The sequence below is a fragment of the Streptomyces sp. CNH189 genome (genome assembly GCF_000527195.1).
In genome coordinates, this window is record NZ_AZUS01000001.1 from 283302 (window position 1) to 309885 (window position 26584).

Sequence of the window (26584 nt, forward strand, 5' to 3'; positions counted from 1 at the left end):
GGACGGCTGCCGGCCGGGGGTCCGTCGAACGGTCGTACAGTGGCGTGGGTGCGTTTCGCGCCTGACGACCTTCTAGGGAGGCGCTTGCCGTGAGTGAGTTGCGGTTCGTGCGGATGGGCTTCGGTGCCGAGGCCGTGGACTATCAGGTGGCCTGGGACGAACAGCGCCGGGTGCACGCCGCGCGGTTCGCCGACGAGGTGCCCGACACCGTCATCCTGCTCGAGCACCCGCCCGTGTACACCGCCGGGCGGCGCACCGAGGACAGCGAGCGGCCGCTCGACGGCACCCCCGTCATCGACGTCGACCGCGGCGGCAAGATCACCTGGCACGGCCCCGGCCAGCTGGTGGGCTACCCGATCCAGAAGCTGCCCCGCCCGGTGGACGTGGTCGCGCACGTCCGCCGCCTGGAGGAGGCGCTGATCCGCACCTGCGCGGAGTTCGGCCTGGAGACCACCCGGGTCGAGGGCCGCAGCGGGGTGTGGGTGCTGGGCGACCCGGTCGAACGGCGCCCGGCGCTCGGCGGGCTCTCCCTGGACTTCGACCCCCGGCTCCAGGACGACGAGTTCGATCCCCGGCTGAACGGCCCGGAGTACGCCCCCTCCAACGCCGGCCAGCGCCGCGAGGACCGCAAGATCGCCGCGATCGGCATCCGGGTCGCCAAGGGGGTCACGATGCACGGCTTCGCGTTCAACGTGAACCCCGACAACAAGTGGTTCGACAAGATCATCCCGTGCGGCATCCGCGACGCGGGAGTCGCCTCCCTGGCGAACGAGCTGGGCCGCGACGTAACGATCGAGGAGGTGCTGCCGGTCGTGGAGCGGCACCTGACGGACGTGCTCGTGAACGCCGAGCTGAAGCCGCGCGAGATCGAGCGGACGCCCGCCTGACGGCGACCCCGCGGGACACGGCATAACCAGGGCGCGGCCGGCGTTGCACGTCGAGGACGAGCAGGCCGTGTGAGGGCGCGGCCGGCTGCCAACGGCAGGCCGGCACCCTCGCCGGGCATACATATCAACGGGCGTACGCTTGACCACGCCGAAGAATCAATCGCTAGGAGCCGGTCGTGTCCGCAGTCGCACCCGACGGACGCAAGATGCTGCGCCTGGAGGTCCGCAACAGCCAGACCCCCATCGAGCGCAAGCCCGAGTGGATCAAGACCCGGGCGAAAATGGGCCCCGAGTACTCCAAGATGCAGAACCTGGTCAAGAGCGAAGGTCTGCACACCGTCTGCCAGGAAGCCGGCTGCCCCAACATCTACGAGTGCTGGGAGGACCGCGAGGCGACCTTCCTCATCGGCGGCGACCAGTGCACCCGGCGCTGCGACTTCTGCCAGATCGACACCGGCAAGCCCGAGGCGCTGGACCGTGACGAACCGCGTCGCGTGGGCGAGTCGGTCGTCACCATGGACCTGAACTACGCCACCATCACCGGCGTCGCCCGCGACGACCTGGAGGACGGTGGCGCCTGGCTGTACGCCGAGACCGTGCGCCAGATCCACGCGCAGACCGCGGACCGCGCCGAGGGCCGCACCAAGGTCGAGCTGCTCGCCCCCGACTTCAACGCGGTGCCCGAGCAGCTGGCGGAGGTCTTCTCCTCCCGCCCCGAGGTCTTCGCGCACAACGTCGAGACGGTCCCGCGCATCTTCAAGCGGATCCGCCCCGGCTTCCGCTACGAGCGCTCCCTGAAGGTCATCACCGAGGCCCGTGACGTCGGCCTGGTCACCAAGTCCAACCTGATCCTCGGCATGGGCGAGACCCGTGAGGAGGTCAGCGAGGCGCTCAAGCAGCTGCACGACGCCGGCTGCGAGCTGGTGACCATCACGCAGTACCTGCGGCCCTCGGTGCGCCACCACCCCGTGGAGCGCTGGGTCAAGCCGCACGAGTTCGTGGAGCTGAAGGAGGAGGCCGAGCAGATCGGCTTCTCCGGCGTGATGTCCGGTCCGCTGGTCCGTTCCTCGTACCGCGCCGGGCGGCTCTACCAGATGGCCGTCGAGAAGCGCGGCGCGTACGTCGCCTCGCAGGCCGTCTGAGCACGTCCACGCACAGCGGGCGTGAGCCGTCGCGGGGCCTCGCCCCAGCCCCCGCCGGCAGGCTGTGAATTCACGCACAAGGCCCTACCGCCTGGTAGTGGCCGAGAGCACGCGGTCCCGGCCGTCCTCCCAGTTGAGGGCACAGGCCGGGGCCGCGTCGGCGTTCCGGGGCCCGGCACGGAGGCTTCATGCCTGTTTGACCGGTCGGTCACGCCCTGGTAACACCAGTCAGTGAGCCTGGAATCACAGCACGCCACCCATCCGCCGGCATCGAGGGAGACCGTCACCATGCAGGCCGCGCCCGTCCGCGCCACCGCCATCCCATCCCTCTCCACCGCCCTGCGCGCCGTTGAGTCCCTGCTCATGAGCGGCGGCCAGCGCACCGCCCGGCGCAACGCCTGGACGTCGGTCCTGGAGGACCGCCGCCGCGCCAAGGACCGGGTCGAGGCGCAGCGCGTGCTCGACCAGACGGTGCTCACCCGCCCCTGAGCGCCCGACCCCGGCACTGCCGTCGAAGGCGCTCCGGGGGACACGTAGACTTCATGGCATGGCGAGGAAGGAACCCGCAGCGGACGCTGCGAACCCCGGGCGACTGAAGCAGATCGCTCTGACCTACAAGATGACCCGCAGGGCCGACAAGAAGATCGGTCTTGTACTCGCGGCTGTCGGAATCGTCACCTTCGGTGTCTTCCTCGCGATCGGCTTCTTGATCGGGCACCCCATCTATCTCGGCATCCTGGGCCTCCTGCTCGCCTTCCTCGCGTCGGCGATCGTGTTCGGCCGCCGGGCCGAGCGGGCCGCCTTCGGTCAGATGGAGGGACAGCCGGGCGCCGCCGCGGCCGTGCTCGACAACATCGGCCGTGGCTGGACGACGACTCCGGCGGTGGCGATGAACCGCAGCCAGGACGTCGTGCACCGCGCGGTCGGCAAGGCCGGCATCGTGCTGGTCGCCGAGGGCAACCCGAACCGGGTGAAGAGCCTGCTGGCCGCCGAGAAGAAGAAGATGAACCGCATCGTCGCGGACGTCCCGGTGCACGACCTGATCGTGGGCAACAGCGAGGGCCAGGTGGAGCTGAAGAAGCTGCGCACCACGATGCTCAAGCTGCCCCGCGTGCTCACCGGCCCTCAGGTCACCGCGACCAACGACCGGCTGCGCGCCCTGGGCGACCTGATGAGCAACATGCCGCTGCCGAAGGGGCCGATGCCCAAGGGCATGAAGCTGCCGAAGGGCGGCGGGCAGCGCGGCCGCTGAACCCCGTACCCGTACGTGACACACGACGACGGGGGCGCCGGAATCGGATTCCGGCGCCCCCGTCGTCGTGTGTCGGCGCGTCGTGTGCCGGCGTCGTCGTGCTACCGGCGGAGCCGGATCAGATCCGCACCTCGACCGTGCGGGCCAGCCGGTCGTGCAGGCCGCGGCCGTCACGGTCCCAGACGAGGGCGGGGATCGCGAGGCACAGCAGCGCGGAACGCAGCAGACCGCGCAGCGGCTGCACCCGGCCGCTGTCCACGGCGACCACGCGCAGCCCGAACAGGCGCTTGCCCGGCGTGAAGCCGATCGTGCCGACGGTCAGGACGCTCAGCACCAGGAACACCAGCAGCGCCCAGTTGCCGGTGCGGGCGTCGTAGCCGTCGGTGAACAGACCGTATGCGATCAGCAGGCACAGGCCCCAGTCGACGGCGAGGGCGCCGATCCTGCGGCCGGGGCGTGCGATCGAACCCGGTCCCTGTTCCGGCAGCCCCAGCTGCTCACCCCGGTAACCGAAGTCGGCACCGGCCTCCTCCATGGCCGCGCGCGGGCCGGACAGCCATGATCCGATTGCTTGCCTGTTGTCCACCCGTCCACGGTACTGCGACCGGCTATGACCGGGACACGGCGGGGTGTGCCGGGGCTACCGTGGAAGAGTGGCGGTTAACTTGTGCGAAACAAACGGGTCACGCCCGAGAAATGACCCGTCCCTAGGGTCGAGTGCAGCGTGTGCCCCCCGCACTGGCCGCACGAACGATCTACCACCCCGGCGGGACGGTCGGGAGTAGGAGGAGCTGGATGTTCCAGAACGCCGACGAGGCCAAGAAGTTCATCGCGGACGAGGACGTCAAGTTCATCGACGTCCGCTTCTGCGACCTGCCGGGTGTGATGCAGCACTTCACGATCCCGGCGTCGGCCTTCGACCCGGCCGAGGAGCTCGCCTTCGACGGCTCCTCGATCCGCGGCTTCCAGGCCATCCACGAGTCCGACATGGCGCTGCTGCCGGACCTGTCCACCGCGCGGGTCGACCCGTTCCGCCGGGACAAGACGGTCAACATCAACTTCTTCATCCACGACCCGATCACGGGCGAGCAGTACTCCCGTGACCCGCGCAACGTGGCCAAGAAGGCCGAGGCGTACCTCGCCTCCACCGGCATCGCCGACACCGCGTTCTTCGGCCCCGAGGCCGAGTTCTACGTGTTCGACAGCGTGCGCTTCAAGACCTCGGAGAACGAGTCCTTCTACCACATCGACTCCGAGGCGGGCGCCTGGAACACCGGTGCGCTGGAGGACAACCGCGGTTACAAGGTCCGCTACAAGGGCGGCTACTTCCCGGTCCCGCCGGTCGACCACTTCGCCGACCTGCGCGCCGAGATCTCCCTGGAGCTGGAGCGGTCCGGCCTGCAGGTCGAGCGCCAGCACCACGAGGTGGGCACCGCCGGCCAGGCCGAGATCAACTACAAGTTCAACACGCTGCTCGCGGCCGCCGACGACCTGCAGCTCTTCAAGTACATCGTGAAGAACGTCGCCTGGCGCAACGGCAAGACCGCGACCTTCATGCCCAAGCCGATCTTCGGTGACAACGGCTCCGGCATGCACGTCCACCAGTCGCTGTGGACGGGCGGCGAGCCCCTCTTCTACGACGAGCAGGGCTACGCCGGCCTGTCGGACACCGCCCGCTACTACATCGGCGGCATCCTCAAGCACGCGCCGTCGCTGCTGGCCTTCACCAACCCGACGGTGAACTCCTACCACCGTCTGGTCCCGGGCTTCGAGGCCCCGATCAACCTGGTGTACTCGCAGCGCAACCGCTCCGCCGCGATGCGCATCCCGATCACCGGCTCGAACCCGAAGGCCAAGCGCGTCGAGTTCCGCGCCCCGGACTCCTCCGGCAACCCGTACCTGGCCTTCTCGGCGCTGCTGCTGGCCGGCCTGGACGGCATCAAGAACAAGATCGAGCCGGCCGAGCCGATCGACAAGGACCTCTACGAGCTGGCTCCCGAGGAGCACGCGAACGTGGCGCAGGTCCCGACCTCCCTCGGCGCCGTGCTGGACCGCCTCGAGGCCGACCACGAGTTCCTCCTCCAGGGCGACGTCTTCACGCCGGACCTGATCGAGACGTGGATCGACTACAAGCGTCAGAACGAGATCGCCCCGCTGCAGCTGCGTCCGCACCCGCACGAGTTCGAGCTCTACTTCGACGTGTGACAGCACCCCAGGTCGGAGCGGGTTTCCGCTCCCCTGGGCCGCGTGTGGGCCGTCGGCCGTGTCCTTCCTCGCCGGAAGGGCACGACCGACGCCCGTTCGGGCCCGGCACCCACAGCCGGGCCGTCGCTCAGGTCAGCCCATCGGCTGCACCGGGCCGGCGTCCGCACCCGGAGCGCCGAACGCGGCATCAAAGGCCCTGCGGACACGGTCCCCCGGCTGTCGGCATGAGGTGCGTGCACGACCGGCCCGCTCCCGCTCGCGGCGATGGGCTCGGTGATCCACGGCTACCTCCGTACGACCCGCGTCCGGGACCCGAGGCCCGCCCCTGCCCTGCGCCCGGAGCCGCGGCCCGAGACGGCCCGACCGGACGGCCGCGGCGGACGACGCCGAGCGCGCGCGGTCCGCTGTGGCCGGGTGGTCCGCTTCGTTGTCTACTGGGACTTGTGTGACGCGCGCGACAGAGCGGAAGCCGTACCCGATTCTCCGAGGCGATTCTCGTGAACATGCACGCCCGAGCACTTGTCGCTGCCACCGGAACAGTCCTGCTGCTGTCCGGGACGACCGTAGCCCACGCCGCCGGCGCCCCGTCGGCGACCGCGGCGAAAGCGGCGTCCTCCGTGACGGTGACCACCAAGAACACGCCACTGGGAAAGATCCTCGTCAACGAGAAGGGTCACACCCTCTACCTGTTCGAGTCCGACAAGAAGGACAAGTCCACCTGCAACGACGCCTGCGCCGAGGCATGGCCGCCGCTGAAGGCGGACGGCAAGCTCGTCGCCAAGGGCGGCGTGGACAGCAAGCTGCTCGACACCATCAAGCGCAGCGACGGTTCGAAGCAGGTGACCTACAAGGGGCAGCCCCTCTACACGTTCGCCGACGACACCAAGGCCGGGCAGACCAACGGCCAGGGCGTCGACGCCTTCGGTGCCAAGTGGTTCGTGCTGGGCACCGACGGCAAGAAGATCACCAAGCAGCCCGCGTCCCAGAACGGCGGCTACTGACCGTCCGCGTCACGTCAGCCCCGGCGTGTCGAACCCGTTGAGCTGCCACAGCGCGGCGGTGTACCAGAGCAGGGCGATCGCGCAGAACAGCAGACCGCCCACGAGAGGCAGCGTCCACCCCGGGAACCGGTGGCTGCGCACCACGAGCACCTTCGCGGCGAAGGCGCCGTACAGGACGCAGCCGGTGACCGAGTGGATCGCCACCCGTGGCGACGTCGTCTCGACGCCGTACGCGCTCAGGCACTGGTAGGCGATCGGCACCGAGAGCAGGAAGGCGAGCAGTCCGGTCACCCGGTGCGCGAGGGGCACGGCGCGCGGTGCCCTCTTCGACCCGGGCAGCAGGCCGTACATCCAGGCGGCGAGCAGAAGCTGGACCAGCGCGAGACCCAGCAGGGCGCTCCCCAACCGGGCCTTGAGCTCCATGGCCTCGTCGTACCGGGCGCCGAACAGGCTGCTGTTCGGGTCGGGCGTCAGGCCCTGCCCCACGAACCAGATGCCCAGGCCCACGGCCACGGGGATCAGCAGCAGGGCCGCGGCACGCCCCTTGCCCGTCGCGCGGCGGGAGGGATCGGGTTGCTGTTCCACGAGGGCTCCGTACGAAGGGCGACGACCGGAACCCTCACCATGGCGTCGCCCTCGCCCGCCGCCCGGCCGACCGCTCCGCCGCCCCACCGGAAATCACCCGATGGACGGCCCATGTGTGACGGACGCCATGCCGGCCGCGGGGTGCCCGGACAACGCCGCCGGGCCCCACCGCGAACGGTGGGGCCCTCCGACATCGGTTGCACCCCCGTCCCTGGTCGTCCAGGGGCGGGGGCGGCGTCGTGTGTCCGGAATGCTTCCCTCCAGGCGGGTGGGGGAGGGATCCTTGGCGTGACACTGCTGTTCGAGAGAAGGTCACGGGGATGTCCGAGCAGGACGACGACAAGCGCGAGTTCGATCTCAGGTGGGCGGACGGCGCCGAGCACAAGGAGCCGTCGGCCCGCGCCCGCATGCTTGCCGCGCGCTGGAAGGACAACCCGCCCGGGCCGGTGCCGTTCCGCGCCGACGCGGAGCACCGGGGGCGGCGGTCGTCGGGACGCTCGTCGTGGGTGTCGACGGTCGTCATCCTCGGCTGCGTCGCCGCCGTGATCGTCCTGCTCGGCTACGCCGACATCGGCCCCTACTGATCCCGCCGGCGGCGAGTTCCCCGGCGACGACTTCGTGGCCCGGTTCTCCTCCTCAGTCGTTCCGGGCGACGGCGACCGTCGGTGAGGTGCGGGAGGCGCGCAGGGCGGGCACCGTCCCCGCGGCGGCCGTCACCAGCACCAGGGCGCCGAACACCGCCGCGAGCCGCCCCGCCGGCACGGTGAAGGGGGCGCTCGCCTCCGCGACCCGGACCACCAGCCAGGCGTACGGCATGCCGAGGGCCAGGCCCAGCACCCCGCCGAGGACGCCGTAGAGGGCGCACTCCGCCGTGACCATCCGGTGCACGGCGGCTCCGTTGAGGCCCAGGGCCCGCAACAGCCCGAACTCGCGCCCGCGCTCGACGACGGTGAGGCTCGCCGTGGTCGCGACGCCGGCGACCGCCACCAGGACGGTCAGGCCCAGGACCATGATCACGGTCGTGGCCGTCGTCCGCAGGTCGTCCGACGGCCCGGCCTCCGCGGCCGTGTCCTCGGCGACGACGCGCCCGTCGCCGCGCTCCGGGCCGGTCAGCTCGGCGGTGACGGCCCGGTGCGCGCGCGTCCGCCCCTGTGCGGAGCCCTGGGCCGCGTCGGCGGTGACCACGGTGGGCGCGGGGTCCGCTCCCATGCGGGTCAGGTCGGCGGCGCGGACGAAGAAGTTCCCGCCGTGGGGTCCGGCCCCGGGCAGCGTCGCCGCCACGGTGAGCCGCACGGGGCGGCCCTCGAACGTCAACGTCACCCGGTCGCCGGCCTCGACGCCCAGCCGGTGGGCGTGATCGGCGTCCACGACGACGTGCGCGGGCGCCAGCGGGCCGAGGGAACCGGTCCGGGCGGTCAGGCCGGTGCCGGAGCGGACGGTGCCGAGGCCGAGGTCGGAGACGGTCGCGCTGCGGGCGCCTTCGACGACCTCCGCCGTGCGGAACGCGGTCACGCCGGTCAGTTCGGGACGGGCGGCCAGGTCGGCGGCGAGCGTCCGGTCCAGCGTCCCGCCGTCCTCCGCGTACAGACGGAAGTCCGCGGGCGCCTCCACCGCCTGCCGGTAGCGCTCGTACGCCTGCAGGGAGGCGAGGCAGACCAGGGTCGCGCCGACCAGGCAGACGCCGAGCGCCACGACCACCGACACCGAGGCCGCCCGTCCCGGCGCTCCCCCGACGCCCGCGACGGCGAGCCGGCCGGCCGCACCGGTACGGCGCAGGGGCACGGCGACGGCCGCCAGCACCGGCCGTACCAGGAGGGGGCCGAGGGCGACCAGGGCCAGGAAGGCCAGCCCGCCGGACAGCACCACGACGGTCAGCGCCGCGAACCGGTCGTACCCGGCGTCGCCCGGCTCGGGCAGCCCCGCGTACTGCTGCCAGGCGAGGAGCGCGGCGCCCGCCGCGCACAGCAGGCCCAGCAGGGTCCGTCCGGTGCCGCCGGCCGCGCTCTCCCCGGACGTCGCCGTGCGCAGGGCCCGCAGGGGGGAGACCCGGGCGGCGGTGAGGGACGGCGCGAGGACCGCCACGGCCGCCAGGAGACCGGTGCCGAGCACGGTGAGGACGGCTTGTACGGGCGGGATCGAGGAAGGCACGGACAGGTCGTGGCCGAACCGCGCGCCGACCGGCGGGACGAGTCGTCCGCAGCCCCAGGCGGCCAGCACGCCGGCCGTGCCGGCCAGCAGCCCGACCACCGCCCCCTCCGTGACCAGTGCCGCCGCGAGCCGTCGCGAGGTGGCGCCGAGGGCACGCAGCAGCGCCAACTGGCGTACGCGCCGGGCGAAGACGATGCGGAAGGTGGACGTGGCGACGAGCACGGCCGCGCCGACGGCCACGGTGAGGAAGACGGCGACCAGCTCCAGACTGTCGCTCGCCTCGGCCACCGCCGCCCGGGCCTCCTCGTCCCGCACCTCGTCCCCGGAACGCACCAGCGCCCCGGGCACCGCCCGCCGGATCCGTTCCGCCGTCTCCGCGGCGCCGGTGGACGTGTCCGTACGGAGGTCGACGCGGGAGTGGCCCGGCGTGCCGAGCAGCCGCGCGAGCTCGGGGCCGGGGGCGTATCCGGTGGGCTCCGCCGCGTCGGTGGCGGTGCCGCGGACGATGCCGCTGACCCGGACCCGCACGTGCCGGGTGCCGTCACCGTCGGCCTCGGGGAGCAGCAGGGTGAGCGTCGATCCGGGTGCGAGTCCGAACTCCCGCGCCGCCCGCGTGTCGACGGCCAGCCGGCCGGGTCCGGAGGGGTAGGTGCCGTCGACCGGCCGGACCCGCGCGAGGGGGCCGCTGCCGGGGTCGGCGGCGAGGGCCAGGTAGCGTTCGACGGCGCTGCCGCCGACCGGGAGGCCGCCGTCGATCCGGCCGACGGCCTCGGTGACACCGGGCGTCCGCCGGATCGCGCCCAGGCGGGCCTCGTCGAGGTCCGCCCCCTCGCCGGGCGTGACCACCAGCGACACCGCGTCGGGTGTGCCGCGGAACCTGTCGACGACGGTCGCGGTGATGATCTGCTGGGCCATGACGGCCCCGAAGACGACGAAGGCGGCGATCAGCAGCGACAGCCCGGTCGCCGCGAGCCTCCCGGGCCGCCGCAGGAGTTCGGCCACCTGGGAGCCCAGCACGGTCGCGCGCCACGGGGTGCTCATCGCCGCCTCCCCGGGGTGCCGGTGACGAGGGCGGGGGCCGGCCCGCGGGGGGTGGTGCGGTCGTCGCCCACGACGCGTCCGTCGGCAAGGGTCAGCACCCGGTCCGCGTACCGCTCGGCGGCGGGGTCGTGGGTGACCATCACGACGGTCTGGCCGAGTTCGTCGACGGACCGGCGCAGCATGGTGAGGACCTCGGCGCCGGCCCGGGAGTCGAGGTTGCCGGTGGGTTCGTCGGCGAAGACCACGGCCGGCCGGGACACCAGCGCGCGGGCGACGGCGACCCGCTGCTGCTGGCCGCCGGACAGTTCGGCGGGGCGGTGCCCGATCCGGTGGGCGATGCCGAGGACGTCGCAGAGGTGGTCCACCAGGTCGCGGTCGGGACGGGCCCCGGACATGGTGACGGGCAGCACGATGTTCTCGTAGGCGGTGAGCTGCGGCAGCAGGTTGAACGACTGGAAGACGAACCCGATCCGCCTGCGGCGCACCCGGGTCAGCTGCCGGTCGGACAGCCGGGTGAGCTCCGTCCCGTCCAGGACGACGCTGCCGGAGGTGACGGTGTCGAGTCCGGCGGCGCAGTGCATCAGGGTCGACTTCCCCGACCCGGAGGGGCCGACGACGGCGGTGAACCGGGCCCTGCCGATGGAGACGGAGACGTCGTCGAGGGCCCGTACCTCGTCGGTTCCCTGGCGGTAGGTCTTCACCAGGGCGGTGGTGGTGATGACGTCGTCCGGCGTGCGGCCGGGGACGGCGGTGTGGACGGTCATGGCGCGCGCTCCCGCTCCCCGGGTCAGGAGCCGAGCGGCGGCATGGACAGGGTGACGCCGGAGTCCGCGCAGTGTCCGCGCGCCTCCTCCTGGAGGTCCCGTACGTCCTTCGCGGAGGGCGTCTCGGGGGACTTCCGGGCGGTCTCCAGCGCCCATCCCTCGTACCGGGAGATCTTCGCGCCGAGGTAGCCGTCCTCCATCGTGGCGCGGCGTTCGGCGCCGGTCTCCTTCCACCACGTCTCCGCCTCCGGCACGGAGCCGGTGGCGATCCGGGCGGCCTCGGTGACGATGCGCCGGGCCAGCTCGCAGTCCTGGACGGACGCCTGGCTCGGCTCGTTGCGGTCCTGCCACCAGTACGCGCCCCCGGCGGCCAGGGCGGCGACGGCCGTGGCGGCGACGGCGCCCAGGATCAGGCGGTCGCGCTTGCGGTTTCGTCCGGTCGTGGGTGTGGTGGTCGCGTCGGCCATGGGTTCCTCCCGTGTCTTCTCGGCCGCGTCCGGCGGCACTGAGAAGTCTGGGATCCGGGGGCCCCCGGCGGATCGGCCTCGGATGGGAGATCGCGGGCGGCGGATCCGGCCCACCGGTGGGGGCGCCTTCTGCGCCTCAGGGGGCAGAGGAGGGGCGCGCCTCTGCCCCCTGGGGTGGAGGCGGAGGAGGGACGGACTCGCCTCGCCCCTGCTCCGGAGGCGGCAGGGGAAGGGCACGCTCCGCCCCGTGACTGGAGACGGCCCAGGAGGGGCGCGGCTGCGCCCCATGAGTGGAGCCGGCGGACGGGCAGGCGCGCCTGCGCCACCTGAGGTGGAAGCGGCAGAGGACGGACTCGCCCGTCCCCTGGGGTGGAGGCGGCGGAGAGCGGTGCGCCTCCGCCCTCCGAGGAAAGGCCTCAGGACGCCGGGCGCACCAGCCCGGACTCGTACGCGAACACGACGGCCTGGGCGCGGTCCCGCAGGTGCAGCTTCGCCATCAGGTTGCCCAGGTGCGTCTTCACCGTGGCCTCCGCGACGTACAGCTCCGCCGCGATCTCGGTGTTGGACAGTCCCCGGGCGACCAGGCCGAGGACGTCCCGTTCGCGGCCGGTGAGCAGTTCCAGCCGTTCGGCCTGACCGTTCGCCGGTGCCAGCCGGTCGGAGACCCGGTCGAGGAGCAGCCGGGTGATGCGCGGGGCCACCACCGACTCCCCCGCGGCCAGCACCCGGATGGCGTTGACGACCTCGTCGGCGGGGGCGTTCTTCAGCAGGAAGCCGCCGGCTCCGGCGCGCAGCGCGGCGAACGCGTCCTCGTCGTCGTCGAAGGTGGTCAGCACCAGCACGCCGGGCGGGTCGTCCCGGCGCATCAGCCGCTCGGTGGCCCGGATGCCGTCCAGCACGGGCATGCGGACGTCCATGATGACGACGTCCGCCTCCACCGTGTCCAGCAGGTCGAGGGCCTGGGCGCCGTTCTCCGCCTCGCCGACGACCTCGATGTCGTCCTGACCGGCCAGCACCATGGTGAAGCCGGCCCGGATCAGCGGCTGGTCGTCCACCACGGCCACCCGGATCGGCCTGTCCGTTCCCGTCATCTCTTCGTCCTCACCGGAATCGAGGCACGTACGTGCCATCCGCTGCCCAGCCGGGGGCCGGCCTCGAAGGTGCCACCGGCGAGCTCCACCCGCTCCCGCATCCCCACGAGCCCGTTCCCTCCGGACGTCCCCACGCCCCGGCCGGCGAGGGCGCCGGCTCCGTCGTCGGTCACGTCGATCAGCAGTGTGCCCCGCTCCTCACGGAGCCGGATGTCGACCCCGGCCCCGGTCCCGGCGTGCCGGAGCACGTTGGTGAGGCACTCCTGGACGATACGGAAGGCCGTCATCTCCTCCGCCGGTGACAGCCGTCCCTCGTCGACCTCGACGGAGAGGTCCACGGTCAGTCCGGCGGTCCGCGCGCGGTCCGCGACGACCTCGATCTCGTGGAGGGTGACCAGCCGCCGGTCCTCCTGCGTGCCCTCGGTGTCCGGACGCCCCTCGCGCAGCACCCGCACGATGCGGTGCATGTCGTCGATGGCGTCGCGGCCGGTCGCGGCGATGGTCTTCAGCGCGGACTCCGCCATGTCGGGCGACTTCCGCAGCACGGCCCCCGCGCCGTCGGCCTGAAGGGTCATCACTGCCAGGCTGTGCGCGACGACGTCGTGCAGTTCGCGGGCGATCTCGGCCCGTTCGCGGGCCGCGGCCAGCCGGACGCGCTGCTCCTGCTCCCGCTCGGCGGCCCGGGCGCGGGCGGCCTGGCTCTCGGCGTAGAGGCGCCGCGTGTGGAGGGCGAAGGCGGTGAGCCACACCGTCAGCGTCAGCCCCCAGTAGACGAGGAGCATCCCGCCGTCGGCGAACGGCTCCATGCCCAGCAGCGACGCCCCGACGGTGCCCGCACCCGTCGCGAGCAGCACCGCGCCGCCCGCGGCGTACGACATCCAGGGGATCCGGGAGTGGTGGACGACCGACATCATGGCGAACAGCACGGCCACGTCGTACGCGGCGGGCGCGTGCGCCGGCGGGTCGGCCACGTACGGCTCGTACAGGAGGAACTGCGCGAGCGCGAGCGCCATGACGGCCGCCATCACGGTGGCGGGGTGTTTCCTGCGGGCGAGCAGGGCGAGCGCCATCAGCCCGCCCAGGAGCAGGTCGTAGTCACCGGCGTAGCGCTGTGCCGCCAGCAGGACGGCCAGGGCGAGGACGATGTCGGTCGCGGGGCCGAGGGCGCGTGCGTACCGGCCGGACGGCGTGATCCACGGTATCGGGGCCGTGCTCTCCTCGACCAACCGTCCTCCCTCTCTCCTCCACCGGGCCCGACCGGACAAGTGCCGGGCCGCCCGGACGACTTCGGGGTGTGCGGCACCCCGCCGCCCATACTGCCCGAGCCCGTGGCCGGTCACGGCACGACGGTGCCGGGCGCCCCAGGACGGGGCGCCCGGCACCGGGTCGCGGGTCTCAGCGGTTGTAGCGCATGAACGCGCGCACCATGTGGCAGGTGGTGCCCGACGGCGGGTGGACGCCGATCAGCTCGGCGGCGCCGCGGATCGTCTCGTCGCGCGCCTGGCTGGGCAGGTAGACGCCGGAGTCGAGCAGGGCGATGGCGAGGCGCATCGCCTTCAGCCTGCGGTTGTGGGTGACGTACCACTCGCGCGGGCGGCCCGGGGGCAGCGGGCGCTTCTCCACCGGCGCGCAGGGCAGTTCGAGCAGCACCGGACGCTTCGCGGTGGACTGGGTGGGCAGGGGCTTCGGCTTGAGGGCGGCAGCGGGCACGGGCATCCTCCTGTCGCGGTCGGGGCGGTCGGCCGGGGTCCACGGCGACCTCGGCGACTCCCTCGAACACTTCCTCCATTCTACGTCCCGGCACTGACAATCAGCAGGCTCGCTTCGGCCAACAAGTGCGCTGGTGAGCGCGGGTTTTGGGAGCGCGTCACGGATGGTGCGCGAGATACGAGGGAGCACCCCAGGAAATCGAACAGCGTCGGCCGGGCGTACCGTGTGCGGCATGGAGATCTGGATCAATCCGGCCTGTTCCAAGTGCCGCAGCGCGGTCAGCCTGCTCGACGCGGAGGGGGCCGACTACACCGTCCGCCGTTACCTGGAGGACGTGCCGTCCGAGGACGAGATCCGGGAGGTGCTGGAGCGGCTCGGACTGGAGCCGTGGGACATCACCCGGACCCAGGAGGCGGCGGCGAAGGAGCTGGGCCTCAAGGAGTGGCCGCGGGACGCCGGCGCGCGGGACCGCTGGATCGCGGCGCTCGCCGCGCACCCGAAGCTGATCCAGCGGCCGATCATCACGGCGGACGACGGCACGGCGGTGGTGGCCCGCTCGGAGGAGGCCGTACGGGACGCGCTGTCCCGCTGACGTCCTGCCCCACCACTCCTGTGACGCAGGCCACTTGGGCCACTTGGGCCGGCCGCTGAGCAACCGCGTTCGGTATCTCGTACATAGCGGCGTACGCTCCCCCGACCCCCTTGGAGTCGCGCATGTCGCGCAGGAGAACTCTCGGCCCGAAGAAGAAGCTGGCGTTGCTGCTGAGCGCCGCCACGGTGGCGGGCGGCGGTGCCTTCGTCATGGCGACCACATCGAACGCGAGCCCGCCGTCGGCCACCACCAAGTCGGCGGCGGACTCGACGGTCTGTCAGGGGCTGGCCACCGCGCTCGGCAACAACCAGCGGTTCATCGCGGGCCAGCGGGCCAACCCCGACGCCCAGTCCGAGGCGCGGATCGCCAACCGCGAGGCGGTCGTCGCCCAGATCCAGCTGCAGCAGGAGGCCTCCGGGTGCACGGTGGGGGAGTCGGCTCAGGACTCCCGGCCCGCACAGCCGCAGCAGCCTGCCCCGTCCCAGCCCGCCGCGGGCGGCCAGGACGGACAGGCGGGACAGGACGGACAGGCGGGCCAGAACGGCGGCGGGGCCGCCGCCGGTGAGCAGGTGTGCAACGGCTCGACCGTCACCCTCTCCGGTGAGGCGGGCGCCCCGGCCGCGTCCAGCAACCAGTTCCCGGCCGGCACGAAGCTGAAGGTCACCAACCTGGACAACGACAAGTCCACGACGGTGGAGGTCACCTCGGTGTCCGGCAGCTGTGTGCTGCTGAACGACGCGGCCTTCGAACAGGTCCGCGAGCCGGGCAAGTTCCTGATCCGCAGGGCGCTGATCGAGAAGGTGGGGTGAGGTCCTGGTGCGCCCGGAGGCCCGCCGTTCCCGTCCGGGAGCGGCGGGCCTCCGCACGTCGGGATCGGCGGCCTCGTCACGTCCGGAACGCCGGGCCTCTTCACGTCCCATCGCATACACCGGGCCCCCCTCCCCCGGGCCCTCACGGAGTGGCGCCGGGCGCACCGGCGTCCGGTAACACGGGGTTCACACCCGGGCAACGGTCGGGAAATCGCCTGTTGACAAGCTGCGGGGCATCGACGGCGGCGCCCCAGTGCCGCAGCGCCGCAGCATCCGCACCAAGCGCGCCCAGACCCACCCCGAAGGATGTGGACCGTGAGCTTCAAGGCCGAGTACATCTGGATCGACGGCACCGAGCCGACCGCCAAGCTGCGGTCCAAGACGAAGATCCTGGGCGACGACGCGAAGGGCGCCGACCTGCCGATCTGGGGCTTCGACGGGTCCTCCACCAACCAGGCCAAGGGCCACGCCTCGGACTGCGTGCTCAAGCCGGTCTTCGTCTGTCCCGACCCGATCCGCGGCGGCGACGACGTCCTGGTGCTCTGCGAGGTCCTGAACACGGACATGACGCCGCACGAGTCGAACACCCGCGCCGCGCTGGCCGAGGTCGCCGAGAAGTTCGCCGCGCAGGAGCCGATCTTCGGCATCGAGCAGGAGTACACCTTCTTCAAGGACGCCTACCCGCTCGGCTTCCCGAAGGGCGGCTTCCCGGCCCCGCAGGGCGGCTACTACTGCGGTGTCGGATCCGACGAGATCTTCGGCCGTGAGGTCGTCGAGGCGCACCTGGACAACTGCCTGAAGGCGGGTCTGGGCCTGTCCGGCATCAACGCCGAGGTCATGCCCGGCCAGTGGGAGTTCCAGGTCGGCCCGCTGTCCCCGCTGGAGGTCTCCGACCAGCTGTGGGTGGCCCGCTGGCTGCTCTACCGCACCGCCGAGGACTTCGGCGTCGCCGCCACCCTCGACCCCAAGCCGGTCAAGGGCGACTGGAACGGCGCCGGCGCGCACACCAACTTCTCCACCAAGGCGATGCGCGAGTCCTACGACGCGATCATCACGGCCGCCGAGTCCCTGGGTGAGGGTTCCAAGCCGCTGGACCACGTGAAGAACTACGGCGCCGGCATCGACGACCGCCTCACCGGCCTGCACGAGACCGCCCCGTGGAACGAGTACTCGTACGGGGTCTCGGACCGCGGCGCCTCGGTCCGCATCCCGTGGCAGGTCGAGAAGGACGGCAAGGGCTACATCGAGGACCGCCGTCCCAACGCCAACGTCGACCCGTACGTGGTGACCCGTCTGCTGGTCGACACCTGCTGCACCGCGCTGGAGAAGGCCGGCCAGGTCTGATCCGCGCCGCGATCCGTGCGAGGGGCGTCCACCGGAAGGTGGGCGCCCCTCGCGCCGTCTGCTTCAATGGACCCATGGCCGGCTTCCGCACCCACCACGCGACAGGTCGACGCGACCTGCAGCCGTTCTGGCCTTCCCGTCAGCACCACGACTTCGACCGGGTGTGTTGTCGCGCGACGAACGCGCCGGCCCTCTGACGCCCGGATTCCTTCCCGGCCTTCGGCCGCCGCGCACCGCGTACGTCCTCGACGACCCTTCGCGCGAAAGAGCTGACGTCCCATGGCGACCACCCCTTCCCTGTCCTCCCCCTCCCCCGTCCCGCCCGTCCCCGCCGCCCGGTCCCGGCTGCGCGCCGTCGACCGGGACGGGACGGTGACGGTCGCGGACCTGCTGCCGCCCGGCGCCACCTGGCTGCCCGCCCCGCCGGACGCCGTGCCCGTGCTGCCCGGCCGGCCCCCGATGGTCGGCTACCTGGTGCTGGTCCCCGCCGACCCGCGGCCGCCGTTCCCGCAGCCGGTGACCGCACCGCCCGGCCCCGCGGACGACGACGCGCTGATCCAGGTCGACCCGGTGCGGCGCACCGCCGAGGTCGCCGGCCGCCAACTCGACCTGACCTACCTGGAGTTCGAGCTCCTCGCCCATCTCGTCGCGCACCCGGACCGGGTGCACACCCGGGACCACCTAGTGGGCACGGTGTGGGGCTACGGCCATGTCGGCGACGGGCGCACGGTCGACGTCCACATTGCCCGGCTGCGCCGCAAGCTCGGTCCCGGGTTCCGCGACGCCATCCGCACAGTGCGCCGCGTCGGCTACAAGTACGTCCCGCCGGTGCGGCGCTGAGCGGCCGGGCGGTCCGGCGCGCGGTACGGCGCCGGACCGCCGGTCTGCCGACAGCAGAAGCGCGTTCCCCGGTGCCGCCCGGCCGGGCAGAGTCGGCGGTATGAGACTTCTGTTGCTGGGTGGTACGGAGTTCGTGGGCCGGGCCGTCGCCGAGGCGGCCCTCGCGCGGGACTGGGAGGTGACCGTCTTCCACCGCGGGCGGCACGAGGCGCCCCCGGGCACCCGGGAGCTGCTGGGCGACCGCACCGAGGTGGACGGGCTCGCGGCGCTGGACGAGGAACCGGGCACGTGGGACGTCGTCGTCGACACCTGGTCGTCCGCCCCGCGCGCGGTACGGGACGCGGCGCGGCTGCTGCGGGACCGCGCCGGACGGTACGTGTACGTGTCGAGCTGCTCGGTGTACACCTGGGCGCCGCCCGCCGGGTACGGCGAGGACGCCCCCGTGGTGGAGGGCGCCTCCCCGGACGCCGGCGTGACGGACTACGCGCGGGACAAGCGGGGCGGCGAGCTGGCCGCGGTGGACGCCTTCGGCGCGGACCGTTCGGTGCTGGTACGGGCCGGGCTGCTGCTCGGGCCGTACGAGAACGTCGGCCGGCTGCCTTGGTGGCTGAACCGCGTGGCGCGCGGCGGTCCGGTGCTCGCCCCCGGCCCGCGGGACCTGCCGCTGCAGTACGTCGACGGGCGTGACCTCGCGGAGTGGATCCTCGGCGCGGCCGAGCAGGGGCTGAGCGGCCCGTACAACCTGATGTCGCCGCAGGGCCACACCACCATGGGCGAGCTGCTGGAGGCCTGTGTGCGGGTGACCGGCGGGCCGGCCGAGCTGCGGTGGACGGCGCCCGAGGTGGTCCTCGACGCCGGGGTGGAGCCGTGGACCCAGCTCCCGGTGTGGGTGCCGCCGCACAGCGACCTGCACGACGCGCTGCACTCGGCGGACGTCTCCCGGGCGGTCGCGACCGGGCTGCGCTGCCGGCCGGTCGCGGAGACCGTCGCGGACACCTGGGCCTGGCTGCGGGACATCGGCGGCACGGCACCGCAGCGCCCCGACCGCACGGTCAAGGGGCTGGACCCCGAGGTGGAGGCGAAGGTGCTGGCCACCGCCCCGGGGGTGTAGCCAGCCCCACCCCGCAGGCGGGGGCCGGACCCAGTGTGCCGCCCGGCGCGGACGGTGAGACTGGGCCCATGACCACCGGGACGCAGGCACACGACGGACGGAACGCGGCGCGGGAGTTCCCGCTCGCGGCGGTACGGGGACTGGCGCTGGCCCTGGTGTCGCTGCCGGGGGCGGTGGTGTGCTTCGTGGCGGCCGTGGTGTCGGTCTGCCTGATCCCGATCGGCGTCGGCATCGTCACCACGCCGTACGTCCTGAAGGGTGTGCGGGCGTTCGCGGACTGGCGGCGGGTGCTGGCGGCCGAGTGGGGCGGGGTGCGGATCCCGCCCGCCTACCGGGCGCTGCCGAAGGACGCGAACCCGTGGGCGCGGACCTTCGGCATGCTGGGCGATCCGGCGACCTGGCGGGACCTGCTGTGGCTGTTGGTCGACATGACGGCCGGCTTCGTCACCGCGCTGCTGCCGGCCGCCCTGCTCGCCTACCCGCTGGAGGGGTTCGCGGTGGCGGCCGGGCTGTGGCGGGTGCTGCCGGACCCGTGGTGGTACGGCTTCGTGCCGGTGTCCGGGCAGGTGTCCGCGCTGGGCGCCGCCGCGCTGGCCCTGGCGCTGCTGGTGGTCGGACACTTCACCGCCGCGCGCCTGCTCCGCGTCCACTTCCTGCTCACCCGGGCCGTGCTGGGCTCCGGCGGCCGGGAACTGGCCGAGCGGGTGCGGGTGCTGACCGAGACCCGGCGGGACGCCGTGGACACCTCGGCCGCCGAGCTGCGCCGCATCGAGCGGGACCTGCACGACGGGGCGCAGGCGCGGCTGGTGGCCGTGGGGATGGATCTGGGGACGATCGAGGCGCTGATCGAGAAGGACCCGGGGCAGGCGCGGGAGCTGCTGGCGCGGACCCGGCAGTCGTCCGCGGAGGCGCTGACCGAGCTGCGGGACCTGGTGCGCGGTATCCATCCTCCGGTGCTGGCCGAGCGGGGGCTCGGGGACGCGGTGCGGGCGCTGGCGCTGCGGCTGCCGGTGGTCACGGAGGTGGACGTGACGCTGCCCGGGCGGGCGGACGCGCCGGTGGAGTCGGCCGCGTTCTTCGCGGTGAGCGAGGTGCTGGCCAACGCGGTGAAGCACTCCGGCGCGGACCGGATCTGGGTGGACCTGCACCACGCCGACGGTTGCCTGCGGGTGACGGTCACCGACAACGGGCGGGGCGGCGCGGTGATCGGGGCCGGTTCGGGTCTGGCCGGGGTGGAGCGGCGGCTGGGTACATTCGACGGCGTCCTGGCCGTCAGCAGCCCCGTGGGCGGTCCCACCTTGGTCACCATGGAGATTCCGTGCGTGTTGTCCTAGCCGAAGACCTCTTCCTGCTGCGTGACGGACTCGTCCGGCTGCTCGGGGCGCACGGCTTCGACATCGTCGCGGCCGTGGGGTCCGGGCCGGAGCTGACCCGGGCGCTCGCCGAGGAGGAGCCGGACGTCGCCGTGGTCGACGTGCGGCTGCCGCCCACCCAGACCGACGAGGGGCTGCAGTGCGCGCTGCGGGCCCGGCGCGAGCGGCCCGGATTGCCGGTGCTGGTGCTCTCCCAGCACGTGGAGCAGCTGTACGCGCGCGAGCTCCTGGCGGACGGCGTCGGCGGGGTGGGGTATCTGCTGAAGGACCGGGTGTTCGACGCGGAGCAGTTCGTGGACGCGGTCCGGCGGGTGGCCGCGGGCGGTACGGTCATGGACCCGCAGGTGATCCAGCAGCTGCTGGCGCGGCGGTCCGGCGCGGACCGGCCGCTGGAGCGGCTGACGCCCCGGGAGCTGGAGGTGCTGGAGCTGATGGCGCAGGGCAGGACCAACGCGGCCGTCGCGGCCCGGCTGGTGGTGACGGAACGGGCCGTCGCGAAGCACACCGCCAACATCTTCGCCAAACTGGGCCTGGAGGTGTCGGACGACGACAACCGCCGCGTGCTGGCGGTTCTCGCGTATCTCGACCACGGCCGGTGATACCGGACGACCGGCTTCACGCCGGGTGGAGAACCGGCAACTGCCGGTGCGTGATTGGCTGTTGAAACATACGGGACCGCACTGACTTCTCATCGATTCGCGTGACGGGTGAACACCCGGGGGGCGGGCCGCGTACTCATGGGCGCCGCTTCCCCTCACGGGCGCCTCGATGCCCCGCAATGGGATGCCCCGCAAGGAAGTCAGAGGAGTTCCATGGGACGCAACACAAGAAAACGCCGTACACCGCTGGCCACCAAGGTGATAGCCGGGGCGGCGGCCCTGGCCATCGGTGGGGGCGGTCTGGTCTGGGCCAACTTCTACGCCTCGGCGCACGAGGAGAACGGGGGGCACAACGCCACCAAGTCGGGGCAGGCCCGGGTCGCCACGATCAACTGTCCGGACGTCGGCCAGAAGCTGACCAAGGTGCCCCGCAAGGCGCGCTGGGGCGTCGCGCGGGAACTGGCGCGGCTCGACCGTCAGATCACCGACGCGTACACGCGCCTCGCCGAGACGCGCCAGGCGCAGGCGGGCGACGCGAACTACGTCGACAACGCCATCCTCGGCCCGCTGAAGTCCAAGCGCGCGGCCACCCTGGACCGCATCGACATCAACATCAAGCGGGCCGGAGGCCAGGCGCGCGACCTCGGCCGGTTCGCCCGCTGCCAGGGTGTGCCCGCGGAGCAGCAGCCCGGGGGCAACGACGGCGGCCAGAACGACGGCGGCCAGGACGGCGGCGGCCAGAACGACGGCGGTCAGGACGGCGGCGGCCAGAACGACGGCGGCCAGGGCGACGGCGGCCAGGGCGACGGCGGGGGTCAGGACGGCGGCCAGGGCAACGGCGGGCAGGCCGGCAACGGTCCCGTGGCGGACGACTTCGTCAAGATCGAGGACGTGCAGCCGAACTCCCGCAACCTGCCAGGCGGCCTCGCCGCGAACGGCGGCACCGGCTCGACCGGCAGCTTCACCACCGAGTGCGGCAAGAACGACAACGCGCTGCGCAACTCGGACAACGTGATCGTCGCGCCCGGCGTCAGCAACGGCGCCCAGCACCAGCACGACTACGTCGGCAACCAGGCCAACACGGCCTTCGCGAGCGACGAGGACCTGGCGAACGGTGAGACCACCTGCCAGAACCAGGGCGACCGGTCGTCGTACTTCTGGCCGGTGCTGCGGATCCAGGACGGCACGCAGGACATCGACCAGGACCAGCCGGGCGGCGGCCAGGACGGCAACGTCGGCAAGATCGTGGCGCCCACCGAGGTGAACCTGAAGTTCGTCGGCAACCGGACCGGCGACGTGGTCGCGATGCCCCGGGCGCTGCGCATCATCACCGGTGACGCCAAGGCCTTCACCAACGGTCTGAACAACGCCAACACCGCCTGGAGCTGCACCGGCTTCGAGGACCGGCAGGTGACGGACAAGTACCCGATCTGCCCCGAGGGCAGCGGCGTGGTCCGCACGACCAGCTTCCAGAGCTGCTGGGACGGGCAGAACAGCGACAGCGCCAACCACCGCACGCACGTCGACTTCGTCGAGGCGGACGGCACCTGCTCGAACGGCTTCCAGGCCATCCCGCAGCTCCAGGTCCGCCTGGTGTACGACAACATCCCGGCCCCGCAGATCGACAACGGGCAGCTGGTGAGCCCGTACGCGGTGGACACCTTCCCGGAGCAGCTGCACAAGCCGATCACCGACCACAACGACTTCATCAACTTCTTCGACGAGAACCTGATGAACGAGATGGTCGAGTGCATCAACAGCGGCCGCGACTGCCAGTAGGCGGGCGGGCCCCGGCCCGGGGTGACCGGTAGAGGGAAAGGGCGAAGGCCGGCGGTGGGAGTTCCCACCGCCGGCCTTCGGTGTGTCCGGTGCGCGGCCGGGTCAGCCGTGGTGGCCGCCCTTGTTGTGGCTGCCGCCGGGGTTCATGTGCTCGGACCCCTCCTCCAGATCCCCGCCGAGGCTGGACCGCAGGGCCTCGACCGTCCTCTCCTCGCCGACGGCGACCCACTTGCGGCCGACCAGGTAGTAGCCCCCGTAGTCCTTGGCGGTGTTGAGCCACTCGCGCTGCCCCCGGTCGGTGGAGAAGGTGGCGAGGACGTACTTCTCGTCGCCCTTCTCGCAGAGCGCCTGGCGGATGGTGTCGGCGTCGGTCTGCATGTCGGGGTCGCACTTCGCCTCGGCGGCCAGGTGTTCCAGGCTGCCGGTGGCGGTGGGCGGCACCTGGTCCTCACCGCTGCCGCCGGACCCGCAGCCCGTCAGCGCCAGGGCCGCCACCGCGCAGGTCAGCGCGAGCGTCGGTCGGGTCACCCTCATGTGTTCCTCCGGTCTTGACGGCGACATCGTGGGGCGGCGACATGCCGCACGGAGCCCCGGCCTGGGGCCCTCGGCATTCGATACGGCCGCGGCGCGCCCCGTGCTCAATCGCGGGGCCACGTCCGCCGGTCCCGCCGGCTGGGGGACGCGTGGGTCAGGTGACCATCCACGGATTCGCTCGTTCTGCTGAACGTGCAGTCACAGGATGTCGCCGCCCAGTCCCCCGTGCCCTCCTCCCCGGCCGGTCCGGTCGTGGACGTCGAACAGGCCGAGGCCGCGCTCGTCGAGCACTATCCGCGGCTCGTGCGGCTGGCCTACCTCGTGCTGCCCTCCCGGATGGGCCGCACCCGGCGGGTCCTCACCGCGCACGCCCTGGTCCAGCGGGCCCTGCCCCGGGGCCGCGCCGCCGCGCCGCTGATCCCGGCGCAGACCGCCGGCCGGGACGGCGACCCCGGCTACGCGCTGGTCCGGCTCCAGGTGGTCCGTACGGCGCTGGAGGCGGGGCTGCCGCTGCGCCGCCGCGGCCTGCCGAAGCGGGCCCAGCTGCCGCCGCTGCTCCCCCACGTGTGGGGGCTGAAGGTGTTCCCGCGGCCGGGCGGGGCCGACGAACTCGCTCTTGACCAGCGGCTGTCCGCACTGTCCGGCCCGGCGCGTGCCGCCCACGCCCTGCGCGGCCTCGAACGGCTCCCTGACGGGGACGTGCGCGGGGTGCTGGCCGGCGCGGGTGTCGCCGACGTGGACGCCGCGCTGCGGGAGGCCGACGGCATCCCGGACCCGTACCGGCTGCTGGACTCCCCCGAGTTCGACCCCTGTTCGCTGCAGGCCCGGCCGACGGACCTGCTGCGCCGCCGCCGGCACCTCAAGGCCGGGCTGGTCGGGGCGGCGGCGCTGGCGGTGTGCGGGGCGCTGCTCTCACTGCCCGGGGACGGCTGGGGCGCCGACGGCCCGGCCGCTCCCCCGTACGCGCAGAACCCGGCCGCGCGGGCCGCGCTGGACCCCGCGAAGCTGACCCGGGCGCCCGCCTCGGCGTGGAAGACGTCCGCGCGCACCGACTTCTCGGTGTGGCCGGCGCGCGGCGCGCTCACCGGCGACCGGGCGCTGCTGCGCCGCGCCCTCGCGGTGTGGGCCCGGCCGGGCGAGGGCGTCAAGGCCACGGCGACCCCGGGCACCCCGTCCGGCGGGCCCGCCGGACCGCCCCAACTGCTGTACGCGGGGACGGTGGACGGCGCCCGCGTGGTGATCCTGCACGACGGCTGGCGCCTCGCCCGGTACGCCGAGCCGGAGCACGGCACCCGGGGCGCGGCCCTGGACCTGGCCCGGGTCGACGGTGCCGGGCGGGCCGGGGCGAGCGCGGTGGTGCTGAGCCGTTCGGACGGCAACGTCCGTTTCCTGGTGGCTCCTTGGGTGCGGGAGGCGGGCGAGCGGGACCTGCGCGAGCCGGGCTCCGGTGCCATGGACCTGGCCCTCGACGGCGGGGTGACCGCGCCCTTCGTCTCCGTGGTGGGGCGGGAGCCGTGCACCACGTGGAACGCGCTGGAGCTGACCGACGGCACCGGTACCCGGGTGCTGACGGACCTGGGCGAGCTGGTCCCGGCCCGGCTGACCGCCGGGCGCCCGGGTGAGGCCGACGACCTCTCCGGGGCGAAGGAGCTGCGCGCCTGGGCCCCGTACGCCTGCTCGCTGGCCGTGATGCGGTCGGCAGGCGTCCGCAGCGTCAACGCCTGGACGTTCGCCGGGCAGCCGCTGCCGGACGCCGACGGCGAGGCGGAGTGGCTGTGCACCCGGGCCGAAACCTGGCGGGGCACCGGGGCGCGGGTGCTGGCGCAGTTCCACACACCGGGCGCGCGGTACGGGGCGGTGGCGGCGACGGCGCAGGACGTGCCGGCGTGCGGGGAGCGGCGGCCGGAGGTGCTCGCCGGGGTGTTGTGGAAGTCCGCCGAGGGCTCCTGGTACCTGCTGGCGGCCGGCAGCGCGGGCGTGACCGGCGTGGAGGCGACGGGAGGGATCGAGGGCAGGGTGAAGGGCCGTCTGCTGTCCGTGCGGGCCGAGAAGGGCGCCCGGGCGGACCTCGAGGGCACACTGGAGGACGGGGGGCCGGTCGGCGGGCTGCGGTGATCCGGGGAACACCGGTGCCCGGTCCGGCCCATGGGCGGCCGGAATCAATCGGTAAGGTGTTCGTATGACTACCGGGGTGCGTCGCAGGTTGGGAGTCGAGGAGCGTCGGCAGCAGCTGATCGGCGTGGCCCTCGAACTGTTCAGCAGCCGTTCCCCCGACGAGGTCTCGATCGACGAGATAGCGTCCCGTGCCGGCATCTCGCGCCCGCTCGTCTACCACTACTTCCCCGGCAAACTCAGCCTGTACGAGGCGGCGTTGAGGCGCGCCGCCGAGGACCTGTCGTCGAGGTTCACGGAGCCGCACGAGGGCCCGCTGGGCTCGCGGCTGCGGCGCGTGATGGCCCGGTTCTTCGACTTCGTCGAGGAGCACGGCCCCGGTTTCTCCGCCCTGATGCGCGGCGGCCCCGCGGTGGGCTCCTCGACCACCAACGCTTTGATCGACTCGGTGCGTCAGGCCGCGTACGAGCAGATGCTCGCGCACATGGGTGTGGTGGATCCGGCGCCGGCGCGGCTGGAGCTGGTGGTGCGCTCCTGGATCTCGCTCGTCGAGTCGACGGCGCTGATCTGGCTGGACGGGCGGCGGGTGCCGCGCGAGGAGCTGGAGGCGCAGCTGGTGCAGGACTTCGCGGCGCTGGCCGCGGTCGCCGCCGCGCGGGACGAGGAGATGGCGACGCTGCTGCGCGGCCTGGTGAAGCAGGAGCCGGGCGACGGCCCGTTCACCGACCTGGCCGCCCGGATGATCGCGCTGGCCGAGGAGTGAGCCCGGCGGGGACGTGGGGGCTGCTCGTCGAGACAACCGTCGGCACCGGCCAGCGTAAGCATGTCGAGACGCATGTCGTCGCGCACGTCACCGGGTCGCGGGAGGAGGCGCTGGCGGAGCTGGAGCGGCGCGCCCGCTCCCACTCCCCCGCGCATCCGCTGAGCCCGAAGCGCCGCCGTCTGCTGCGCACCGGCGACGGGTTCCTGCTGGTGGTGGACGGGTCGTGGCAGTCGTTCGCGACCCGGTTCACGGTGGCGGAGCTCCTGGAGGACTCCGACGCGCCGCGCGAGCCGGAGCCTGTCGTCGAGGAGCCTGTCGCCGAGGAGGCGCCGCCCGCGCCGCCTCGCCCGACGCCGGAGCAACTGGCCGAGCGGGACGGGGACGGCGTGCCCGTGCTGCCGTCGTGGCTGGGCCGTCGCGACCTGTCCTGAGGGC

The 26584-nt window shown here is 73.0% G+C and carries 27 protein-coding genes; 18 read left to right on the forward strand and 9 right to left on the reverse strand.

The window, feature by feature from the left end:
* Positions 1–89: 89 nt before the first annotated feature.
* From lipB to B100_RS0101265, 4 genes are all read left to right on the forward strand, one after another.
* Positions 90–887, forward strand: a complete 798-nt coding sequence (lipB, locus tag B100_RS0101250; protein ID WP_024882659.1) for a lipoyl(octanoyl) transferase LipB — start codon at positions 90–92, stop codon at positions 885–887.
* Between the two features lie 176 nt (positions 888–1063).
* Positions 1064–2029: a lipoyl synthase gene (gene lipA / locus B100_RS0101255; RefSeq protein WP_024882660.1), complete on the forward strand. Its 966-nt coding sequence runs from the start codon at positions 1064–1066 to the stop codon at positions 2027–2029.
* Positions 2030–2317: 288 nt separating this feature from the next.
* Positions 2318–2518: an SCO2195 family GlnR-regulated protein gene (locus B100_RS0101260; protein ID WP_024882661.1), complete on the forward strand. Its 201-nt coding sequence runs from the start codon at positions 2318–2320 to the stop codon at positions 2516–2518.
* Between the two features lie 58 nt (positions 2519–2576).
* Positions 2577–3281 (forward strand): DUF4191 domain-containing protein, encoded by a 705-nt coding sequence (locus B100_RS0101265; RefSeq protein WP_024882662.1) that lies wholly within the window; start codon positions 2577–2579, stop codon positions 3279–3281.
* A 118-nt stretch (positions 3282–3399) separates the two neighbouring features.
* On the opposite strand, the gene B100_RS0101270 is transcribed toward B100_RS0101265, so the two are convergent.
* Positions 3400–3867 (reverse strand): RDD family protein, encoded by a 468-nt coding sequence (locus tag B100_RS0101270; protein ID WP_024882663.1) that lies wholly within the window; start codon positions 3865–3867, stop codon positions 3400–3402.
* A gap of 209 nt (positions 3868–4076) precedes the next feature.
* Between B100_RS0101270 and glnA the strand changes: the two genes are divergently transcribed.
* Entirely contained in the window at positions 4077–5486 is a 1410-nt protein-coding gene (gene glnA, locus B100_RS0101275) for a type I glutamate--ammonia ligase (RefSeq protein ID WP_024882664.1), read from the forward strand.
* Between the two features lie 503 nt (positions 5487–5989).
* A complete protein-coding gene (locus B100_RS0101280; RefSeq protein WP_078540689.1) occupies positions 5990–6487 on the forward strand; it encodes a hypothetical protein in 498 nt (165 codons plus the stop codon).
* Positions 6488–6496: 9 nt separating this feature from the next.
* Here B100_RS0101280 and B100_RS0101285 read toward each other — a convergent pair whose 3' ends face one another.
* Positions 6497–7072 (reverse strand): DUF6529 family protein, encoded by a 576-nt coding sequence (locus tag B100_RS0101285; protein ID WP_024882666.1) that lies wholly within the window; start codon positions 7070–7072, stop codon positions 6497–6499.
* A gap of 320 nt (positions 7073–7392) precedes the next feature.
* On the opposite strand from B100_RS0101285, the gene B100_RS0101290 reads away from it, so the two are divergent.
* Positions 7393–7656: an SCO2583/SCO2584 N-terminal domain-containing protein gene (locus tag B100_RS0101290; protein ID WP_024882667.1), complete on the forward strand. Its 264-nt coding sequence runs from the start codon at positions 7393–7395 to the stop codon at positions 7654–7656.
* A gap of 52 nt (positions 7657–7708) precedes the next feature.
* Here B100_RS0101290 and B100_RS0101295 read toward each other — a convergent pair whose 3' ends face one another.
* The 6 genes from B100_RS0101295 to B100_RS0101320 form a co-directional block, all read right to left on the reverse strand.
* Positions 7709–10261, reverse strand: coding sequence for an FtsX-like permease family protein (locus B100_RS0101295; protein ID WP_024882668.1), 2553 nt, complete (start codon positions 10259–10261; stop codon positions 7709–7711).
* Positions 10258–11025, reverse strand: a complete 768-nt coding sequence (locus tag B100_RS0101300; protein ID WP_024882669.1) for an ABC transporter ATP-binding protein — start codon at positions 11023–11025, stop codon at positions 10258–10260. The genes B100_RS0101295 and B100_RS0101300 overlap by 4 nt, the downstream gene beginning before the upstream one ends.
* 23 nt (positions 11026–11048) lie before the next feature.
* On the reverse strand, positions 11049–11492 hold the full coding sequence (locus B100_RS0101305; RefSeq protein WP_037722390.1) for a hypothetical protein: 444 nt from the start codon (positions 11490–11492) through the stop codon (positions 11049–11051).
* A gap of 416 nt (positions 11493–11908) precedes the next feature.
* Complete coding sequence (locus B100_RS0101310; protein ID WP_024882671.1) at positions 11909–12583, reverse strand: response regulator transcription factor; 675 nt, start codon at positions 12581–12583, stop codon at positions 11909–11911.
* On the reverse strand, positions 12580–13809 hold the full coding sequence (locus tag B100_RS0101315; RefSeq protein ID WP_024882672.1) for a histidine kinase: 1230 nt from the start codon (positions 13807–13809) through the stop codon (positions 12580–12582). The genes B100_RS0101310 and B100_RS0101315 overlap by 4 nt, the downstream gene beginning before the upstream one ends.
* A 169-nt stretch (positions 13810–13978) precedes the next feature.
* A complete protein-coding gene (locus tag B100_RS0101320) occupies positions 13979–14293 on the reverse strand; it encodes a hypothetical protein (protein WP_024882673.1) in 315 nt (104 codons plus the stop codon).
* A 232-nt stretch (positions 14294–14525) separates the two neighbouring features.
* On the opposite strand from B100_RS0101320, the gene B100_RS0101325 reads away from it, so the two are divergent.
* The 8 genes from B100_RS0101325 (at position 14526) to B100_RS0101360 (ending at position 22740) form a co-directional block, all read left to right on the forward strand.
* Positions 14526–14885 (forward strand): arsenate reductase family protein, encoded by a 360-nt coding sequence (locus B100_RS0101325; protein WP_024882674.1) that lies wholly within the window; start codon positions 14526–14528, stop codon positions 14883–14885.
* Positions 14886–15007: 122 nt separating this feature from the next.
* Positions 15008–15694 (forward strand): hypothetical protein, encoded by a 687-nt coding sequence (locus tag B100_RS0101330; protein ID WP_024882675.1) that lies wholly within the window; start codon positions 15008–15010, stop codon positions 15692–15694.
* Between the two features lie 315 nt (positions 15695–16009).
* Positions 16010–17038: a glutamine synthetase gene (gene glnII / locus B100_RS0101335; protein WP_024882676.1), complete on the forward strand. Its 1029-nt coding sequence runs from the start codon at positions 16010–16012 to the stop codon at positions 17036–17038.
* A 279-nt stretch (positions 17039–17317) separates the two neighbouring features.
* Entirely contained in the window at positions 17318–17878 is a 561-nt protein-coding gene (locus B100_RS0101340; RefSeq protein ID WP_024882677.1) for a winged helix-turn-helix domain-containing protein, read from the forward strand.
* 100 nt (positions 17879–17978) lie between these two features.
* Positions 17979–18989 (forward strand): NAD-dependent epimerase/dehydratase family protein, encoded by a 1011-nt coding sequence (locus B100_RS0101345; RefSeq protein ID WP_037722362.1) that lies wholly within the window; start codon positions 17979–17981, stop codon positions 18987–18989.
* Positions 18990–19057: 68 nt separating this feature from the next.
* Positions 19058–20323 carry a sensor domain-containing protein gene (locus B100_RS0101350; RefSeq protein WP_024882679.1) on the forward strand — a complete coding sequence of 422 codons (1266 nt, stop codon included), beginning with the start codon at positions 19058–19060 and terminating at the stop codon, positions 20321–20323.
* On the forward strand, positions 20308–20961 hold the full coding sequence (locus B100_RS0101355; RefSeq protein ID WP_024882680.1) for a response regulator transcription factor: 654 nt from the start codon (positions 20308–20310) through the stop codon (positions 20959–20961). The genes B100_RS0101350 and B100_RS0101355 overlap by 16 nt, the downstream gene beginning before the upstream one ends.
* Before the next feature lie 213 nt (positions 20962–21174).
* Positions 21175–22740 carry a DUF1996 domain-containing protein gene (locus tag B100_RS0101360; RefSeq protein WP_024882681.1) on the forward strand — a complete coding sequence of 522 codons (1566 nt, stop codon included), beginning with the start codon at positions 21175–21177 and terminating at the stop codon, positions 22738–22740.
* Positions 22741–22842: 102 nt separating this feature from the next.
* On the opposite strand, the gene B100_RS0101365 is transcribed toward B100_RS0101360, so the two are convergent.
* The gene (locus B100_RS0101365) at positions 22843–23274 is read right to left on the reverse strand and encodes a hypothetical protein (protein ID WP_024882682.1); all 432 of its coding nucleotides are present in this window, start codon (positions 23272–23274) and stop codon (positions 22843–22845) included.
* Between the two features lie 192 nt (positions 23275–23466).
* Here B100_RS0101365 and B100_RS0101370 point away from each other — a divergent pair, with 192 nt between their 5' ends.
* The 3 genes from B100_RS0101370 (at position 23467) to B100_RS0101380 (ending at position 26580) form a co-directional block, all read left to right on the forward strand.
* Positions 23467–25389, forward strand: a complete 1923-nt coding sequence (locus tag B100_RS0101370; RefSeq protein ID WP_024882683.1) for a hypothetical protein — start codon at positions 23467–23469, stop codon at positions 25387–25389.
* 64 nt (positions 25390–25453) lie between these two features.
* Positions 25454–26149, forward strand: coding sequence for a TetR/AcrR family transcriptional regulator (locus B100_RS0101375; protein ID WP_078540663.1), 696 nt, complete (start codon positions 25454–25456; stop codon positions 26147–26149).
* Positions 26146–26580, forward strand: a complete 435-nt coding sequence (locus B100_RS0101380; protein WP_024882685.1) for a hypothetical protein — start codon at positions 26146–26148, stop codon at positions 26578–26580. The genes B100_RS0101375 and B100_RS0101380 overlap by 4 nt, the downstream gene beginning before the upstream one ends.
* Positions 26581–26584: the final 4 nt, after the last annotated feature.